Origin of the sequence: Streptomyces lancefieldiae, assembly GCF_031845825.1 — a bacterium.
Taxonomy (GTDB): Bacteria; Actinomycetota; Actinomycetes; order Streptomycetales; family Streptomycetaceae; genus Streptomyces; species Streptomyces lancefieldiae.
Genome location: NZ_JAVRFH010000005.1, coordinates 35383 through 51854, shown reverse-complemented (window position 1 = coordinate 51854; position 16472 = coordinate 35383). Strand labels below are relative to the sequence as shown.

The window sequence follows — 16472 nt, the reverse complement described above, 5'->3', positions numbered from 1 at the left end:
CCCCTACGCGGTCGGGCGCCCCATCGCCCGGTACGTCCACCCGGCCTTCCGCCACACCTCGGGGTCGAGGGCGTTGCGTCCGTCGAGGACGACCTTGGCCGACACGGCCTCGCCCAGCACCTGAGGATCCAGCTCGCGGAACTCCCGCCACTCCGTCAGGTGCAGCACGACATCGGCACCGCGCACCGCCTCCAGCGCGGAGTCGGCGTAGCCGAGCGTCGGGAACAGCCGGCGGGCGTTGTCCATGCCCTTGGGGTCGTACACCGTCACCTGGGCGCCCTGGAGGTGGACCTGCCCGGCGACGTTCAGCGCGGGCGAGTCCCGTACGTCGTCCGAGTCGGGCTTGAAGGTGGCGCCGAGCACCGCGACCCGCTTGCCCAGGAAGGGCCCGCCCCCCAGCGCCTGCCGGGTCAGCTCCACCATCCGGCCGCGCTGGCGCATGTTGATCGAGTCGATCTCGCGCAGGAACGTCAGCGCCTGGTCGGCGCCCAGCTCACCGGCGCGCGCCATGAACGCCCGGATGTCCTTCGGCAGACAGCCGCCGCCGAACCCGATGCCGGCCCGCAGGAACTTCCTCCCGATCCGGTCGTCGTACCCGATCGCCTCCGCCAGCTTGGCCACGTCGCCGTCGGCGGCCTCGCACACCTCCGCCATCGCGTTGATGAAGGAGATCTTGGTGGCGAGGAAGGAGTTCGCGGAGGTCTTCACCAGCTCGGCCGTCGGGAAGTCGGTGACGACGAACGGCGACCCCTCCTCCACCGGCGTCGCGTACACCTCCCGCAGCAGCTTCTCCGCCCGCTCGCTGCGCACGCCGACCACGATCCGGTCGGGGTGCAGCGTGTCCCGCACGGCGAAGCCCTCACGCAGGAACTCCGGGTTCCAGGCCAGCTCGGCGTCGCCACCGGCCGGCGCGTGCTCGGCGAGGTAGGCGGCCAGGCGGTCGGCGGAGCCCACGGGCACGGTCGACTTGCCCACGACCAGCGCGGGGCCGCGCAGATGCGGTGCCAGCGAAGCCAGCGCGGACTCGACGTACGACATGTCACAGGCGTACTCGCCGTGCTTCTGCGGCGTGTTCACGCACAGGAAGTGCACGTCGCCGAAGGCCGCGACCTCCGGGAAGTCGGTGGTGAAGCGCAGCCGCCCGCTGGAGCCCTCGAGTCCGGCGACGTGCCTGCGCAGCAGGTCCTCCAGCCCCGGCTCGTACATGGGGACCTCGCCCCGCTGGAGCATCTCGATCTTCTCGGGCACGACGTCCAGACCCAGCACCTCGAAACCGAGCTCGGCCATGGCCGCCGCATGGGTCGCGCCGAGGTAGCCGGTGCCGATCACGGTGATCTTGAGGGCCATGAGGTGCTCCAGAGGTGTACGGCTGAGGTGCGCGCCCGAGCATATCCGGGGCCGGGGAAGGCCTTCGGCCGGCTGTCGTCAAGCTCACCTATCCACGGACGCCGACGGGCTCTAAAATTCGTGTTACTTAACGGTAGTTAGCGTGCCCAGCATCACAGCGTCCTGGAGTGTGAGAAACCTTGGCCGGATCGGCTGACTTCGACCTGTACCGCCCGTCCGAGGAGCACGACATGCTCCGCGACGCCGTCCGCGCGCTGGCCGAGGCGAAGATCGCGCCGCACGCCGCCGCGGTGGACGAGGAGGCGCGCTTCCCGCAGGAGGCCCTCGACGCCCTGACCGCCAACGACCTGCACGCGGTGCACGTCCCCGAGGAGTACGGCGGCGCGGGCGCCGACGCGCTCGCCACGGTGATCGTCATCGAGGAGGTCGCCCGCGCCTGCGCCAGCTCCTCCCTCATCCCGGCCGTGAACAAGCTCGGCTCCCTCCCGGTGATCCTCTCCGGCTCCGAGGAGCTGAAGAAGAAGTACATGACCCCGCTCGCCAAGGGCGACGGCATGTTCTCCTACTGCCTCTCCGAGCCCGACGCGGGCTCCGACGCGGCCGGCATGAAGACCCGGGCTGTCCGCGACGGCGACCACTGGATCCTCAACGGCGTCAAGCGCTGGATCACCAACGCCGGCGTCTCGGAGTACTACACGGTGATGGCGGTCACCGACCCCACCAAGCGCTCCAAGGGCATCTCCGCCTTCGTCGTCGAGAAGTCCGACGCGGGCGTCTCCTTCGGCGCCCCGGAGAGGAAGCTCGGCATCAAGGGCTCCCCGACCCGCGAGGTCTACCTCGACAACGTCCGCATCCCCGCCGACCGCATGATCGGCGAGGAGGGCACCGGCTTCGCCACCGCGATGAAGACGCTGGACCACACCCGCATCACCATCGCCGCCCAGGCCCTCGGCATCGCCCAGGGCGCCCTCGACTACGCCAAGGGCTACGTCAAGGAGCGCAAGCAGTTCGGCAAGCCGATCGCCGACTTCCAGGGCATCCAGTTCATGCTCGCCGACATGGCCATGAAGATCGAGGCCGCCCGCCAGCTCACGTACGCCGCCGCGGCGAAGTCCGAGCGCGTCGCCGCCGGAGGTGGGGAAGGTGACCTCACCTTCCAGGGCGCGGCGGCCAAGTGCTTCGCCTCCGACGTGGCGATGGAGGTCACCACGGACGCCGTCCAGCTCCTCGGCGGCTACGGCTACACCCGTGACTACCCGGTGGAGCGCATGATGCGCGACGCGAAGATCACGCAGATTTATGAGGGCACCAACCAGGTCCAGCGGATCGTGATGGCGCGCAACCTGCCGTAACGGCTGACGGTTCGCATGGCCGAAGGGCGCCCGGTGCCGGGCGCCCTTCACTCTTTCCACCATCCTCGGACAGGCGGCTGCGCTGCCCGGCCACCCTGTGCCATGGGCGGTTTCCGTTGCGCCCGCACAGTGGTCAGGCCAGCTCCTGCTGAGCGCCGCTGGCACCTGCTAAGATTTGTTGGCAGGAGCAAGGAGTCTGTATGAATCTCTCGGATCTCACCGGAGACGAGTTGACGAAGGTGCTCGCCGCTCTGTCCAACCCGCATCGGCTGCGTGTCGTCGCGGCCGTGGCCAGGGAGCGCAACTACGTGAGCCGGCTCGCCCGGGAGCTCCACATCAGCCGGGCCCTGCTGCAGGTGCACCTGCGCAAGCTGGAGAGTGCCGGTCTGGTCACCTCCACGCTCGAGGTCTCGGAGGACGGAAAGGCGATGAAGTACTACGAAGTCGTGCCCTTCGCCCTGGACCTGACTCCACGCAGTGTCATCAGGCTCGCCGAGACGATCACCGTCGCGACCGAAGAAGAGGCCGGCCAGGCCAAGGGGGAACGATGAACCACATCTACGATCTGGACGGCATCATCATCACGCTCGGCGGCCTGCTGCTGCTCACGCCCGTGATCATCGTGGGCTTGCGCCAGCTCGGCAAGACACAGCGGGCCAAGGCCGTCCTCGCCCGTGAGCAGGAGTACCGGCGGCTCACGGAAATGGCCTTGACCACGCAGGAACTGCTGGACCAGAGGCTGACGGAGATCTCCGCCCAGCTCGGCGACATGCGAGCGCGGGTCGAGTCCATGGAACGCACCCTCAAGGACGTCGAGTGACCCGGAACAGGCGACGGCTCGTCGCCCCTCGCGCCACCGATGCCCTTCCCGTCGACCCTCACGCAGGAAGAACCATGTACTCGAAGCGCGTCAGAAACAGGTCCGGGCGCCATGTCCTGGTCGCCGCGTCGGTCGTCCTCGCCGGCGCCGCACTCACGGCGTGCAGTGAGAAGACCACGGTGGACGAGTCGCGGTACCGGGTCGACGGCAAGGTGACGTCCCTGCACATCACGTCGAACGGCGGTGACGTCGAAGTGGTCGCCGCGAACAGCTCCGTCATCGACGTCACCGAGCGGATCGAGTACGCGGACGAGAAGCCGCGCACCGAACACTCCGTACGCAACGGCGAACTCTCGCTGGACGCTCCTGGCTGTGGGAAGGGCGACGCCGGTGAGTGCAGCGTCGACTACACCCTCGCGGTCCCGCACGGAACCGTCCTGTCCGTGGACACGGGCGGCGGCGACATCACCGTGCGGGACCTGGCCGGGGCCGTGGACGCGAAGACCGGCGGGGGCAACATACGGATCGACGGGTCCACGGCGAAGAAGGTCGCCGCACACACCGGCGGCGGCAACATCGACGCCTCCTTCACCGCGGTTCCCGACCAGGTCGAGACCGAGTCGGAGGGCGGTGACGTCACGGTGCGGCTGCCCGCAGGCCCCTACGCGGTGGATGCCAGGACCGAGGGCGGCGACCGTCGGGTGGACGTGGCCGGCGATCCGTCCTCCGCGCACAAGGTGAAGGCCCACACGGGCGGCGGAAACCTCACCGTCGTCACCACCGGCTGACGCCGCACGGCAGTCGGCCGCCCGGGACAGCGGCTCCGGTTCGAGGTGTGCGTCCCCGACCGCCCGTCCCGGGGCTCAGTCCTCGAAGCCCTCCGCCACCCGACGCTCCCGCAGCTCCATGATCGCGCGGCGGCGGGCCAGACGGTGGGTGCGGCGGATCTGGGCCTCCTGGTAGCGGCGCCTGTCCTTGCCGGTCTCCGGGAGCACCGGCGGGACCGCGCGCGGCTTGCCGTCGGCGTCCACCGCGGCGAAGACCAGGTAGGCGGAGCCGACCTGGGTGGCGGGCGCTGACTCGTTCCAGCGTTCGGCCAGGACCCGGACGCCGACCTCCATGGAGGTGCGGCCGGTCCAGTTGACCTGGGCCTTCACATGGACGAGGTCGCCGACGCGGACCGGCTCGAGGAACGCCATCTCGTCCATGGACGCGGTGACGGCGGGGCCGCCGGAGTGCCGTCCGGCCACCGCGCCCGCCGCGTCGTCGACCAGTTTCATGATCACGCCACCGTGCACGGTGCCCAGGAGGTTGGTGTCGCTGTGGGTCATGATGTGGCTGAGGGTGGTGCGGGAGGCCGAGGTCGGCTTGCCCGGGATCTCCGGTGTCGCCGGCTGCGCGGCCGAGGCCTGTTCTGCCTGGTCTGTCATGGCCTCCACCTTATGCGGGGTGACATCCGAGTCGTTTTTGTGTCAGCTTGGCAACAGCGACGACCCTATTTCCCGACGACCCTTGTATGGCCCGCACTGCGGACCGGCACACTGGTGCGCATGAATGATTGGCCCGAGGGATGGTCCGGTGACAACCGCGCCGGCCGGTACGGACGCGGTAGCGCGAGCGCACAGCCCGAGAGCGCGCGCGTGATGCGGCAGGTCCGCCGCGGCGCGGCGCCGCCGCCCGGCTCGGGCCCGTCGGCGCCGCCGTACGGCGGCGGGGTGCCGCAGCAGCCGTCGTACGCCGACGGCCAGGGCCACGGCGGCCAGGACGGGTACGACAGCGGCTACAACACCGGCCAGGTCTACGGCAGCCCCGGTGGCCGCGGACCCGCCTCCGGCGCTCCGGGCGCGGGACGGCCCGCGCCGAACTGGCGCCGTCGCATCAAGTGGACGTCGATCACCCTGGTGACCGCGCTGGTCGTGACCACCGTCGGCACCTACTTCTGGGCCGACTCCAAGCTCAACCGCGAGGTGGACCTGTCGAAGGTCATCGAGCGGCCGGAGGCCGGCGAGGGCACGAACTACCTGATCGTCGGGTCCGACAGCCGCGAGGGCATGACCGACGAGCAGAAGAAGGACCTGCACACCGGATCCGCCGAGGGCAAGCGCACCGACTCGATGATGATCCTGCACACCGGGGACAACGGTTCGACGCTGATCTCACTGCCCCGCGACTCGGACGTGGAGATCCCGTCCTTCGTCGGCTCCGAGTCCGGCAAGACGTACAAGGGCACCGGACGGCACACGAAGCTGAACGCCGCGTACGCGGAGGACGGCCCCGAGCTGCTGGTGCGCACCATCGAGTACAACACCGGGCTGCGCCTCGACCACTACGTGGAGATCGGCTTCGCCGGCTTCGCGAACATCGTGGACTCGGTCGGCGGCGTCGAGATGGACATACCGCAGGACATCAAGGACACCAAGTCCGGCGCCGACTTCAAGAAGGGCAAGCAGACCCTGAACGGCGAGGAGGCCCTGGCCTTCGTCCGTACCCGGTACGCGCTGCCCGGCTCCGACCTGGACCGGACGAAGAACCAGCAGAAGTTCCTGTCGGCGCTGGCGAGTCAGGTGGCCACCCCGTCGACGGTCCTCAACCCGTTCAAGCTGTACCCGACCATGGGCGCCGGCCTGGACTCCCTCATCGTCGACAAGGACATGGGCCTGTTCGACCTGGCCGGGATGTTCTGGGCGATGAAGAGCGTCAGCGGCGGCGACGGCACGTCGATGAACATGCCGATCTCCGGCAACGTCGGCGGCAACGTGAAGTGGGACACCGGGAAGGTGAAGACGCTGGTCGAGCAGTTGAAGAACGACGAGAAGGTCACCGTCTCCGCCAACTGAGGCAACCGAGGCAACGGAGGCGCCGGCGGGTCACTGCTTGCCGGCCGTCTCCCCGCACACCACCTCGTCGCCCCGCACCACCGTGTCCGACTCCTGCGACGGGTTCGCCGGCTTCACCTTCACGACCTCCCTGAAGTCGGCCCCCGCGATCACCTTCAGCGTCGGGCCCTGGCCCGCGACCGGCCGCAGCTCACTGCCGGGCAGCGCGGCGCCCAGCGACTTCGCCGAGCGGTCCCAGCGCGGGTCGAAGGTGACGACGGTCCGCCCGACGGCGCGGTCGGCGGCGTTCCTCGGCGCCCGCGTGGTGCGGAACCCGGCCGCCGCCAGGCCGTCGTCCACCCGCTTGCCGAGCCCGGCGGTGTGCGTGCCGTTCTCGACCTGGACGCGGATCTGCGCCGGGTCCACCGGGACCAGTACCGGAGCCGGGCCCTTGGGCCGCGGCTTGTGCGCGGCCAGCGGCTCGTCCTCGCGCAGGGCGTCGAAGATCCGCTCGGACTTCGCGGGGTCCCACTTCAGGGTCGAGCCGACCCCCTTCACGGCGTAGCCCATCTGCCCGATCGGCACGGTGGTGAACTCGGAGGAGGACGGCGAGAAGTTCCGCATCGCCCGCCCGAGGGCCAGCAGCTCGTCGGTGCCGAAGCCCTTGTCGGCCCGTACCGAGCCGAGTACCGCCTGGGTGACCTCGCGGAACCTGAGCGGGTTCAGCAGGAGGCCCGAGGAGGTCGCCCGGTCGATCAGGGCGGCCAGGAAGCGCTGCTGGCGCTTCATCCGGCTCAGGTCCGAGGCCCCGTCCAGGTGGCGGGCGCGGACGTACTGCAGCGCCTGCCCGCCCATCAGCTTGTGGGTGCCGGGCCGCAGGTCGAGCCCCGTGTGGCTGTCCTTGAGGTGCTCGACGGTGCAGACCCGCACGCCGCCGAGAACGTCCACCGTCTTCATGAAGCTGGTGAAGTCGACCTCCAGATAGTGGTCGATCTTCACGTGGGTCATGTTCTCGACGGTGCGGATGGTCAGCTGCGGGCCGCCCTCGGCGTAGGCCGCGTTCAGCTTGAGGGGGTGCCCTTCGTGGTGTTCGCCGGTCGTGACGTCGGTGTGGCCCGGCGTCTCGGCGTACGAGTCGCGGGGCAGGCTGACCACGCTCGCGCGCTCCCGGTCCTCCGAGATGTGCACGATCATGATCGTGTCGGTGCAGTGGCAGGGGGCGCCGCCGAGCCGGTACCTGCGCCGCTCCTCCTCGCCGATCCGGTCGCGGCCGTCGGTGCCGACCAGCAGGACGTTCATGCCGTCCCCGGCGCGCGGCCGGTTCTTCATGTCCTTGAAGGCGTCGACCCGCGCGATGTCCGCGTCCAGGCCGGAGAGCACCGCGTGACCGATCCCGGCGGAGGCGAGCACCACCACCGACAGCGCGGTCACCACCCGCATGGCCCGGCGCCGTCTCTTCCTCCGTACGGGGGGTCCCGGCGGACGGGGGGAGGGCCGCGGTCCGCCGCGCTGGGGCGGAGGCCCGCCCCGGGGGGTGGAGGCCGGAACCCGGGGGGAGCGGGGCGGCGTGGGCAAGGTGACACCTCCGCGAGGACGGGCCCTCGGGTACGGGCCCCGAGGCCGGACGTGGGATCCGTGAGCACCGTAGGCCCATACGATCTGCTGCCCGGGGCCGTGACCCCCGCGGCGCGCACCCGTGTCCCCCGTTCGCGGTAACGTGAGCACCGATGAACGCCAAGTCCGACGTGCGGCTGCCCGCCGTTTCCGTGATCATGCCCGTCCTCAACGAGGAGCGGCATCTGCGCGGCGCCGTCCGCGCCATCCTCGCCCAGGAGTACGCCGGCGAGATGGAGGTCGTGATCGCCGTCGGTCCCTCCGCGGACCGTACGGAAGAGATCGCCGCCGAACTCGTCCGCGAGGATCCGCGCGTGCACACCGTGCCGAATCCCACCGGCCGTACGCCGGCCGCGCTGAACGCCGCGATCAAGGCGTCCCGCCATCCGGTCGTCGTACGCGTCGACGGGCACGGCATGCTGTCGCCGAACTACATCGCCACGGCCGTACGGCTCCTGGAGGAGACCGGCGCGCAGAACGTCGGCGGCATCATGCACGCCGAGGGCGAGAACGCCTGGGAGGACGCCGTCGCCGCCGCGATGACGTCGAAGGTCGGCGTGGGCAACGCCGCCTTCCACACGGGCGGCCAGGCGGGCCCCGCGGAGACGGTGTACCTGGGTGTGTTCCGGCGCGAGGCGCTGGAGCGGCAGGGCGGGTATAACGAGGAGTTCATCCGCGCCCAGGACTGGGAGCTGAACTTCCGCATCCGCGAGGCCGGCGGCCTGATCTGGTTCTCGCCGGAGCTGAAGGTGTCCTACCGGCCCCGGCCGAGCGTGCGGGCGCTGGCCAAGCAGTACAAGGACTACGGCCGTTGGCGGCACGTCGTCGCCCGCTACCACTCAGGCTCCATCAACCTGCGCTACCTCGCCCCGCCGACCGCGGTGTGCGCCATCGCGGCCGGGATCGTGGTGGGCGCCGCGCTGACCCCGTGGGGCTTCGTCATACCCGGCGGCTACCTCGCGGCGATCGTCGCCGGGTCGCTCCCGGCGGGCAAGGGGCTCGGGCTGAAGGCGCGGGCGCAGATCCCGGTGGCGCTGGCGACCATGCACATGTCGTGGGGCTGGGGCTTCCTGACCAGCCCGCGGTCGCTGGCGAAGCGGGTCATCGCGTCGCGGCGCCCGGCGGTCCAGCCGGACGCCGACACCGCGGGCACCCGGTGACGGTGCTCAGGACCAGGTGAACGCCGGGTTCACGTGCATGCAGGCGCTGTCGTCCGCGCCGTTGAGCGCCTCGGCCGACTCCGGGGTCCTGTCGTCGGCCACGGGCGCCTTGTACGCCGCACCCTCGCGCCAGTCGGCGCCCACGACGAGCGTGACGCCCGAGACGTCGGTCGACCGCTGCACCGAACCCGCCGGTATGCCCAGGGACTTGGCGACCCGGTGGGCGTCGCCCTCCAGGTCGGCGCTCGGGTAGCGGACGACCGTACGGTCCTCGCTCGGCAGCACCGAGGGGTCGGCGACGGCCTTGGCGAAGCCCTGCTCCACCAGCAGCGCGGCGACCGAGCTCGCGCGTCCGGGGGCCATGGCGAGGCGGTCGGTGCGGGTGCCGTTGCGCACCTGGACCGCGATGTCGTCGTCGGCGGCGGCCGGGTCGTCCGGGACCTTCTCCGTCTCCTGCGCCTTGTCCTTCTCGGTGTCCTTGCCGTCCAGCGCGATGTCCTCGCGCACCAGCCGGAAGAGCTGCTCGGCGTCCTCCGTCGGTTCCACGCGCGCGCCCACGTACCGGTTGGGCATCGTGGTCATGGTGATGCGCTCCGGCTTCACCTTGCGCAGTTCGGTGCTGAGGTCGTACAGCTTCTTGACGGTGTCCAGGCCCGGGTCGACCGTGAGCGCCCCGGTGGCCTCCTCCGCGAGCCTGCGCAGCTGGTTCGGGTTGCTCAGGGTCGCGTTCTCGCGCAGCATCCGGACCATCGAGTTCAGGTACATGTGCTGGGCTTTCGCCCGGGCCAGGTCGCTGCCGTCCTCGAAGCCGTAGCGGGTGCGCAGCCACTGCAGTGCCTGCTCGCCCTTGACCGGGTGCGTGCCCTTCTCCAGTTTCAGACCGGAGCCGTGGCCCTTGCTGTCGCGTGAGTGGATGTTGGCGTCCACGCAGACCGGGACGCCGCCCACGGCGTCCGCCATGGACACCACGCCCGCGAAGTCGACCATCACGAAGTGGTCGATGTGGATGCCGGTCAGCTCCTGCCAGGTGGCCACCGTGCAGCCGGGGCCGCCGTGTCCGAGGCTCTGGTTGGTCATCACCCGGCCCTCGCTCGCCGGGTAGACCTTCCCGTCGTCCGGGTCGGTGCACTTGGGGATCTTCACGAGGGTGTCGCGCGGCATGCTGACGACCGACATGTCATTGCGGTCGGCGGACAGGTGCACCAGCATCTGCACGTCCGCCAGCGGCGTGGAGCCGAACGTCTCGCGGGCGCCGCCGAGTTGCTGGTTCTCCTCGCTGTCGCGCGCGTCCGAGCCGATGACGAGGATGTTCAGCGGGGTCTGCCCCGCCGCGTTCGGTGTCGGCGCGGCGACCTTGTGGTCGCCCAGGTTCAGGACGTCCTTCTTGAGGTTGTCGTTGAGGTGCTCGTAGTAGAGGTAACCGGCGCCGGCCGCGGCGACCAGGGCCACGGCGAGCGTCACCGCGGTCCAGCGCAGCACACGGAGGCCCCTGCCGGGCCTGCGTCTGCCGGCTTCGGGACGGCTGTCGCCGTCACCGGCGCTGTCGCCGTCACCGGCGCTCTCGGCGCCCTCTGCGCTTTCTGTACTTCCTGTGCCCTCGACGGTCGTCTCATCGCGCTCGGGGGCGTCCGAGGCGCCCCGTTGCGTCTCCTGCCCCTGCGTACTGCTCCGCGTCACTTCCGCGTCCCTCCCCACCCGCGCCCCGCGCGGGTCGTCGCCGTCCTGCGAGACGTACGACAGGCCTGTCAGGTCAACTGGCGCACAGCTGTTCGTCGGCCGTGGACTTCTCCAGGTCCGGTGTCTTCACGGACGTGGCGTTGAGCTTGACCCCGGCGCCCTTGAAGTCCTTGCCGAGGGTGAGGGTCATGGTGGGCAGGCCCTGGGAGTTGACGACGCTCTCGCCGGGTTTCATGGCCGCGCCGGACAGGCCGAGGATCTCGGCGAGGGCGCGGGCCTGGTCGGCCTGGTCGGGGGCGTACTCGAGGGTCGTCCTGGCGACCTCCGCGTCGGCGTTGCCCCCGTTCTCCGACTTGGTGACGCCGGCCTCGGTCTGGAGGTACCGGAGCTCCGTCTGGGCGCTGCCGGCCGGGGCGCCGCCGTTGAGGACGCGGACGCGGACCTCGGAGGGGGCGGACTTCGCGCCCTTGAGGCGGGCCGCGACGGCGGCGGCCTCCTGCTTCTGCTGCTGCCTGACCTCGGTGAAGGATATGTCGTTCCTGACCATGTCGAAGACCTGGGGAGCCTTCGTCTCGTTCACGACCACCGTCGCCTTGACCTTCTCGGCGGGGTTGTCCACCACCGGCACCGTCGTGAACGTGATGTTCTTCGTCGGCACCTTCTTCAGCTCCAGGGCTATGTCCTTGAGCGTGCCCACGTTGCCGATGGCGCTGTCCACGGTCAGTGCCTTGGTGGCGGCCTCGGCCAGTTTCACCAGCTTGGTGGGGCTGGTGAGGGTGTCGCTGGAGGACATCTTCCGCATCAGCGAGCCCAGGAACTGCTGCTGCACCTTGATGCGGTCCAGGTCGCCCTCGTTGCCGAAGGCGTGCCGGGTGCGGACGAAGGCGAGGGCCTGCTCGCCCTCGACCTTGGACTCGCCCGCGGGCAGCACGAGATGGGACTTCGGGTCGTCGACGGCGTGCTCCACGCAGACGTCGACGCCGTCGACGGCGGTGGTCAGCGTCTTGACCGCGTTGAAGTCGGCCATCATGAAGTGGTCGACCGTGATGCCGGTCGCCTCCTTGACCGTGCGCATGGTGCAGCCGGCGTCCCGGCCGCTCTCGCCGAGACTCGTGTTGAAGCGGACACCCTGTGTCCCGGGTACGACCTTCGTCGTTCCGTCCTCCTGCTTCGTCGGGCAGTCGGGGACGTCGACGATCAGGTCGCGGGGGATGCTGAGCGCGGTGGCGTTGGACCGGTCCTTGGCGACGTGCAGCAGGATGTTGGTGTCGGCGTGTCCGACGCTGCCCTTGTCGCCGTAGCCCTCGTTGCCCTCGCCGGTGCGCTTGTCGGTGCCGATGATGAGGATGTTGAAGGCCTCGTCCTTCTTGAAGCTGCTGGCGCCGGCGTTACCGACGTCCGTCGTGGCGACGTTGCCCTCGAGATGCTTCAGGTAGACGTAGCCGCCGACGCCGGCGACGAGGACGACGAACGCCGTGGTGCCGCCGGTCCACAGCAGGGCCTTCTTCGCCTTCGACTTCTTCTTCGCGGGCCGGTGTCCGCGCCGCCCCGGTGCGGGCTCCTCGGGTGCCGGACGGCGGCGCCGCTGGGGCGGGACGTCGTGGCCGGGTGTGGCGGTGCGGCCCTTCGCCCTGCCGGCGGTGCCGTCGCCGTCACCGTCGTCGGCCGCGGTGGCGCGGGGGGCAGGTCTGCGCGGCCCCGGAACGGCCGACCGCGGTGCGGAAGGGGACAGCCGTAGTTCGTATTCGCCGGTGCGTGGATTCAGTACCCACTGGTCTGCGGGATCGACATCTTCTGCCCGCCCACGTCCTTGCGCGTCCACGGTCTCCCAGTCCTCCGTCGGGGCCACGCGGCACCTTCTGCCGGAAGGCGCACGATAAAGGGTCAACATGTGCACGACGCCAGGGCGGACCTCGCAGTGGAGGCACTGGCCCGCTCACACTATCCGCCCAGTTCAGCGTCGAACGACACCGGTGACAAATTCGGCGCCCCTACAACAGGGCAATCTCTCCTATTTTCATGAACGCCTACCATCGGTAGCGCTCGTACACGTCCATGCACTTACCGGTGTCCGAGCCGTTGAGGGCGTTGCTGTTCTTCGGCAGGTCTCCCGCATCGGGCGTCTTCTGTTTCGGATACGACGCTCCCGAGCGCCAGTCCGCTCCCACGACCAGCGTGACCCCGGACACGTCCGTCGACTTCCGTACCGCGCTCGCCGGAATTCCCAGTGCGTCGGCGACCCGCCGGGCGTCGCCCGCCAGGTCCTCGCTCGGGTAGCGGACCGTGGTCCTCTCCTCGGAGAGCGCCGCCGAGGTGTCCGGCGCCGCCTTGCCGAAGCCCTTCTGAACCAGGGCCTCGGCCACCGCGCCCGCACGGCCCCTGACCGGTCCGAGCGTGGTGGAGCGGGTGGCGTTCTGGACGAGGACGCCGATCTCGGAGTCGGCGGCGGCGTCGTCCGAGGGCTTCTCGGTGGTCTTGTCCCCGGTGGCGTCCTTGCCGGTGCCCTTCCCCTTGGTGCCCTTGTCGTCGAAGGGCACGTCGTCGCGGAGCATCGCCCACATCTTCTCCGCGTCGGCGCCGTCCGGGAGCAGGTGGTTCTCGTCCTGGTCGTCCTGGATGGTGGGCAGCGTCGTCATGGTGATGCGGTCCGTCGGTACGGTCTTCAGCTGCATGCCCAGGTCGTAGAGCTTCTTGGGCGTGCCGATCTCCTTGGAGACGCCCAGGGACTTCGTGGCCGCATCGGCCAGGTCCATCAGCCGGCCGGTGTCGGTGAAGACGTTCTGGTCCTTCAGGGTGCGGATCATCGAGTTCATGTACATGTGCTGGGCGTGGGCCCGCAGCGGGTCGCTGCCCCAGGCGTGGCGGGTGCGCAGCCACTGCAGGGCCTGCTCGCCCTTGACCTTGTGCGGCCCCTTTGTCATGTACAGGCCGGATCCGCCGTCCCTGCCGGGCTTCGGACGGTCGTCGACGTTCTGGTTGACGCAGACCTCGACGCCGCCGATGGCGTCCGCCATCGAGACCACGCCCGCGAAGTCGATCGTCATCCAGTGGTCGATGTAGACCCCGGTGAGGTTCTGCCAGGTGGCCAGGGTGCAGCCGGCGCCGCCGCGGCTCAGGGACGCGTTGATGATCGTGTTGGTCGCCGGGAACTTCTCGCCGCTCTTCGGGTCGGTGCACGCGGGGATGTCGACCCGGGTGTCGCGGGGGATGCTCACCACCGCGGCGCTCTTGCGGTCGGCGGACAGGTGGATCAGCATCTGCACGTCGCCCAGCGGCGGGTTGTCGCGGTGGTCCCTGCCGCCGCCCAGTGCCACGTTCGCGTCGGAGGCACGGCTGTCGGAGCCGATCAGCAGGATGTTCAGGGGCGTCTGTCCGGCCGCGTTCGGCTCGGTCCTGTGCGCCTTGGAGTCGCCGCTGTTGCGCTCGCCCTTCTCGATGTTGTCGCTCAGGTGCTGGTAGTAGAGGTATCCGGCGCCGGCCGTGCCGAGTATCAGGACCGCGAGGGTCGTCGCGGACCACCGGAGGGCGCGGTGCCGGCGTCCGGTACGCCGTCGACCGGACCGCCTGCCTTTCCCGTGTCGCGAGCCACCGTCCCCGCCCGTGCCCGGACCGTCCCCGTCCTCACCGCCGCCCCGACCGCCCCGGGCGTGCCGGACGGCTCCCGGCCGTGTTTCCTCCCCGTGCACACTGCTCCGCGTCATGTCCCTCTCCCCACCCTCGGGCCCGTGAACGTGCCCCTGCGCGCGATGTGTTCGCACAGTTGGACGTACGGGCGCCCTCGTTGGCTGTACGGCTGTCCCGACGGAATTACTTCCGTCCCGGCGGCGACCGGCCGTACGGTCGGCCGACCGCACCGGTGAACTGTCGTACTGACAGACGGGCGTGGGGCCCTTCAGGTCACTTCGCGCACTCGACCTTGTCCGCCGTGGACTTCTCGACCCCTTCGGGCGTCTTGCCGGACGTGGCGTTGAGCTTGACCCCGGCGCCCTTGAAGTCCTTGCCGAGGGTCAGGGTCATGGTGGGCAGGCCCTGGGAGTTGACGACGCTCTCGCCGGGTTTCATGGCCGCGCCGGACAGGCCGAGGATCTCGGCGAGGGCGCGGGCCTGGTCGGCCTGGTCGGGGGCGTACTCGAGGGTCGTCTTCGCCTGGTCCGCGGGTGCGTCGCCCGCGTTCTCGGACTTGGTGACGCCGGCCTCGGTCTGGAGGTACTGGAGCTCCCGCTGGGCGCTGCCGTCGGAGGCGCCGCCGTTGAGGACGCGGACGCGGACCTCGGAGGGGGCGGACTTCGTCCCCTTGAGGCGGGCCGCGACGGCGGCGGCCTCCTTCTTCTCCTGCTGCTTGACCTCGGTGAAGGAGACGTCGTTCCTGATCATGTCGAAGACCTCGGCTGCGGGCTGCTCCTTGAGGACGACCGTCGCCGGGATCTTCTCGGCAGGGTTGTCCCTCACCGGCACCGTGGTGAACGTCAGGTTCTTGATGTCGAGCTTGCCCAGCTCCAGACCCAGGTCCTTCAGCTTGACCATGCTGTCCAGCTTGGAGTCCACGGTCAGCGCCTTGGTGCCCGCATCGGCGAGCTTCAGCATCTTCGAGGGGCTGGTGAGCGTGTCGTTGGACTTCAGCTTGCGCATCAGCGAACCGAGGAACTGCTGCTGGATCTCGATGCGGCTCAGGTCGCCGCCGAAGCCCACGGAGTGCCGGGTGCGCACGAAGGCCAAAGCCTCCTCGCCCTCGATGGTGTGCTCGCCGGCGGGCAGGTTCAGGTGCGAGTCCGGGTCGTTGATGTCCTTCGCCAGACACACCTCGACCCCCTCGACCGCCGTGGTCAGGGTCTTGACGGCGTTGAAGTCGGCCACCATGAAGTTGTCGGGCGTGATGCCGGTCAGCTCGGTGACGGTCCGCATGGTGCAGCTGGGCGTACGGCCGTCCTGGCCGAGGCTGTTGTTGAAGCGGACCCCCTGCGTGCCGGGGATGATCTTCGTCGTCCCGTCCTCCTGCTGGGTCGGGCAGTCGGGGATGTCGACGATCAGGTCGCGGGGGATGCTGAGCGCGGTGGCGTTGGACCGGTCCTTGGCGACGTGCAGCAGGATGTTGGTGTCGGCGTGTCCGGCGCTGCCCTTGTCGCCGTAGCCCTCGTTGCCGGCGCCGGTGCGCTTGTCGGTGCCGATCAGCAGGATGTTGATCGCCTTGTCCTTCTGGAAGCCACCGGTGCTCGCGCCGTCGTCGGAGACGGACGTGATGTTGTCGTTCAGGTGCTCCAGGTAGAGGTACCCGGCCGCGGCGGTGCCGAGGACGACGAACGCCATCGTGCCCCCGGTCCACAGCAGGATCTTCTTGGCCCTCGACTTCTTCTTGGCCGGCCGCCGGCGCCCGCGCCCTCCCTGCGGAGGTTCCTCGGGCGCCGCGCGGCGTCTGCGCGCGGGTGCGTCACGGCCCGGGGCGGGGGAGGGGGCGGCCGCGGAGGCCTGGGCGTCGCGGCCGCGTGTCCCGCCGGGCGGGCCGGCTGCGGGGGATCCGCCGGGCGCTGCGCTGCGAGGGCCCGGGACCCTCGACTGCGGTGCGGAGGGGGTCAGTCGCAGTTCGTAGTCACCGGTCTCCGGATTGAGTACCCACTGGTCTGCGGGGTCGATGCCATCCGCCCGCCCACGGCCTTGCGCGTCCACGGTCGTTCGAATCCTCCGTCGGGGC

13 protein-coding genes are annotated in these 16472 nt (G+C 70.1%); 6 read left to right on the top strand and 7 right to left on the bottom strand.

Annotation, left to right across the window (positions count from 1 at the left end):
- Positions 1 to 3: 3 nt before the first annotated feature.
- Positions 4 to 1347 carry a UDP-glucose dehydrogenase family protein gene (locus tag RM812_RS06655; protein WP_311571455.1) on the bottom strand — a complete coding sequence of 448 codons (1344 nt, stop codon included), beginning with the start codon at positions 1345 to 1347 and terminating at the stop codon, positions 4 to 6.
- A 179-nt stretch (positions 1348 to 1526) separates the two neighbouring features.
- Between RM812_RS06655 and RM812_RS06650 the strand changes: the two genes are divergently transcribed.
- From RM812_RS06650 to RM812_RS06635, 4 genes are all read left to right on the top strand, one after another.
- On the top strand, positions 1527 to 2699 hold the full coding sequence (locus tag RM812_RS06650) for an acyl-CoA dehydrogenase (protein WP_311571454.1): 1173 nt from the start codon (positions 1527 to 1529) through the stop codon (positions 2697 to 2699).
- A gap of 200 nt (positions 2700 to 2899) precedes the next feature.
- Positions 2900 to 3250, top strand: a complete 351-nt coding sequence (locus RM812_RS06645; RefSeq protein WP_311571453.1) for an ArsR/SmtB family transcription factor — start codon at positions 2900 to 2902, stop codon at positions 3248 to 3250.
- A complete protein-coding gene (locus tag RM812_RS06640; RefSeq protein ID WP_311571452.1) occupies positions 3247 to 3519 on the top strand; it encodes a hypothetical protein in 273 nt (90 codons plus the stop codon). Before RM812_RS06645 ends, RM812_RS06640 begins: the two co-directional genes overlap by 4 nt.
- Before the next feature lie 74 nt (positions 3520 to 3593).
- The gene (locus RM812_RS06635) at positions 3594 to 4307 is read left to right on the top strand and encodes a DUF4097 family beta strand repeat-containing protein (RefSeq protein WP_311571451.1); all 714 of its coding nucleotides are present in this window, start codon (positions 3594 to 3596) and stop codon (positions 4305 to 4307) included.
- A gap of 75 nt (positions 4308 to 4382) precedes the next feature.
- On the opposite strand, the gene RM812_RS06630 is transcribed toward RM812_RS06635, so the two are convergent.
- A complete protein-coding gene (locus RM812_RS06630; RefSeq protein WP_311571450.1) occupies positions 4383 to 4949 on the bottom strand; it encodes an acyl-CoA thioesterase in 567 nt (188 codons plus the stop codon).
- Between the two features lie 120 nt (positions 4950 to 5069).
- Here RM812_RS06630 and RM812_RS06625 point away from each other — a divergent pair, with 120 nt between their 5' ends.
- A complete protein-coding gene (locus tag RM812_RS06625) occupies positions 5070 to 6356 on the top strand; it encodes an LCP family protein (RefSeq protein WP_311571449.1) in 1287 nt (428 codons plus the stop codon).
- Positions 6357 to 6386: 30 nt separating this feature from the next.
- Here RM812_RS06625 and RM812_RS06620 read toward each other — a convergent pair whose 3' ends face one another.
- A complete protein-coding gene (locus tag RM812_RS06620; protein WP_449657839.1) occupies positions 6387 to 7910 on the bottom strand; it encodes an LCP family protein in 1524 nt (507 codons plus the stop codon).
- Positions 7911 to 8062: 152 nt separating this feature from the next.
- Between RM812_RS06620 and RM812_RS06615 the strand changes: the two genes are divergently transcribed.
- A complete protein-coding gene (locus tag RM812_RS06615; protein ID WP_311571447.1) occupies positions 8063 to 9109 on the top strand; it encodes a glycosyltransferase family 2 protein in 1047 nt (348 codons plus the stop codon).
- 6 nt (positions 9110 to 9115) lie between these two features.
- Here the strand turns inward: RM812_RS06615 and RM812_RS06610 are convergent, their stop codons facing one another.
- From RM812_RS06610 to RM812_RS06595, 4 genes are all read right to left on the bottom strand, one after another.
- The gene (locus tag RM812_RS06610; RefSeq protein WP_311571446.1) at positions 9116 to 10786 is read right to left on the bottom strand and encodes an LCP family protein; all 1671 of its coding nucleotides are present in this window, start codon (positions 10784 to 10786) and stop codon (positions 9116 to 9118) included.
- A gap of 73 nt (positions 10787 to 10859) precedes the next feature.
- Positions 10860 to 12608, bottom strand: coding sequence for an LCP family protein (locus tag RM812_RS06605; protein WP_311571619.1), 1749 nt, complete (start codon positions 12606 to 12608; stop codon positions 10860 to 10862).
- Positions 12609 to 12813: 205 nt separating this feature from the next.
- Positions 12814 to 14487 carry an LCP family protein gene (locus RM812_RS06600; protein ID WP_311571445.1) on the bottom strand — a complete coding sequence of 558 codons (1674 nt, stop codon included), beginning with the start codon at positions 14485 to 14487 and terminating at the stop codon, positions 12814 to 12816.
- 196 nt (positions 14488 to 14683) lie between these two features.
- Entirely contained in the window at positions 14684 to 16447 is a 1764-nt protein-coding gene (locus RM812_RS06595) for an LCP family protein (RefSeq protein WP_311571444.1), read from the bottom strand.
- Positions 16448 to 16472 lie beyond the last annotated feature (25 nt).

Bases quoted from the DNA above. Each gene is read 5' to 3' on its own strand.
- RM812_RS06655 (WP_311571455.1), bottom strand. From the start codon at position 1,347: ATGGCCCTCAAGATCACCGTGATCGGCACCGGCTACCTCGGCGCGACC.
- RM812_RS06645 (WP_311571453.1), top strand. From the start codon at position 2,900: ATGAATCTCTCGGATCTCACCGGAGACGAGTTGACGAAGGTGCTCGCC.
- RM812_RS06640 (WP_311571452.1), top strand. From the start codon at position 3,247: ATGAACCACATCTACGATCTGGACGGCATCATCATCACGCTCGGCGGC.
- RM812_RS06635 (WP_311571451.1), top strand. From the start codon at position 3,594: ATGTACTCGAAGCGCGTCAGAAACAGGTCCGGGCGCCATGTCCTGGTC.
- RM812_RS06630 (WP_311571450.1), bottom strand. From the start codon at position 4,949: ATGACAGACCAGGCAGAACAGGCCTCGGCCGCGCAGCCGGCGACACCG.
- RM812_RS06625 (WP_311571449.1), top strand. From the start codon at position 5,070: ATGAATGATTGGCCCGAGGGATGGTCCGGTGACAACCGCGCCGGCCGG.
- RM812_RS06615 (WP_311571447.1), top strand. From the start codon at position 8,063: ATGAACGCCAAGTCCGACGTGCGGCTGCCCGCCGTTTCCGTGATCATG.
- RM812_RS06600 (WP_311571445.1), bottom strand. From the start codon at position 14,487: ATGACGCGGAGCAGTGTGCACGGGGAGGAAACACGGCCGGGAGCCGTC.